1 protein-coding gene is annotated in these 1,225 nt (G+C 64.0%); it reads left to right on the top strand.

Annotated features, from left to right (window positions below; translation table 11 throughout):
* Window positions 1-57 precede the first annotated feature (57 nt).
* On the top strand, window positions 58-1,218 hold the full coding sequence (locus IFR23_RS19940; protein ID WP_192977297.1) for an IS30 family transposase: 1,161 nt from the start codon (window positions 58-60) through the stop codon (window positions 1,216-1,218).
* Window positions 1,219-1,225 lie beyond the last annotated feature (7 nt).

Here is a 1,225-nt window from a genome sequence, read left to right as displayed (position 1 = left end):
CGGTGGGTTCAACGGGTGGTCGCAACACTTCATTCTTTGAGGAGGAGGAGTGTGGGGATGAAGCAGCGTCAGCGGATTTACTACTCGGCGGCACAGCGATCCGAGATTTGGGACCGGTGGCAGCGCGGGGAGTCGATGAGTTCGATCGGCCGGCGGTTTGATCGGCAGTCGTCGTCGATTTTCTCGGTGCTGTCGCCGTCGGGCGGCATTCGTCCGGCGGAGCGCAGGCGGTCGGGCCGATCTCTCAGCCTGAGCGAGCGCGAGGAGATATCGAGAGGTCTTGTCGCCGGCCGCTCGCTCAGAGCGATCGCAGCCCAGCTTGGTCGGGCACCTTCGACGATCAGCCGGGAAGTCGGGCGGGGTGGCGGTCGGGATCGGTATCGCGGGACCGTCTCGGATCAGGCGGCGTGGGATCGCGCGCTGCGCCCCAAGCCGTGCAAGCTGGCTTGCCATCCGGCCTTGCGCCGAACAGTATCGCGCAAGCTGTGCCGCAGCTGGTCGCCCGAGCAGATCGCTGGCTGGCTCAAGCGCAGCTTTCCGGACGAAGAGCAGCACCGCGTGTCACACGAGACGATCTACAAAAGCCTGTTCATCCAGGCGCGTGGCGTCCTGAAGAAGGAGCTGCTCGAGCATCTCCGGGCGAAGCGCACGATCCGCCGCTCGCGCCACGCCAGCCTGAAGCGCGACGGGCTTGGCCAGATCAAGGATGCGATATCGATCAGCGAACGGCCGGCGTCAGTCGAGGACCGCGCCGTGCCCGGACATTGGGAGGGCGATCTCATCTCGGGCGCGCGAAACAGCCATATCGTGACGCTGGTCGAACGCCAGTCACGCTATGTGATCCTGGCCAAGGTGGCGAACAAGGAGACCGCCAGCGTCGTCTCGGCCCTGATCAAGCAGGCGCGCAAACTGCCTCGCGAGCTCTATCAGTCGCTGACCTGGGATCGCGGCAAGGAACTTGCCGATCACAAGCGCTTCACCCTGGCGACCGAGGTCGACGTCTATTTTTGCGATCCGCAAAGCCCGTGGCAGCGCGGTACCAACGAAAACACCAATCGCCTGCTGCGCCAATATCTGCCCAAGGGAACGGATCTGTCGCTCCACAGCCAGGCCAAACTCAGCGCCATCGCTCGCCAGCTCAACGAGCGCCCCAGAAAGACCTTGATGTATCAGACACCGGCTGAAATGTTCGCCCAGCGTGTTGCAGCCACCCGTTGAACCCACC

This window comes from Sphingomonas sp. CFBP 13603 (assembly GCF_014892665.1).
Lineage (GTDB): Bacteria > Pseudomonadota > Alphaproteobacteria > Sphingomonadales > Sphingomonadaceae > Sphingomonas.
The sequence above is the reverse complement of the archived record's forward strand: the minus strand, read 5'-3'. Positions and strand labels throughout refer to the sequence as shown.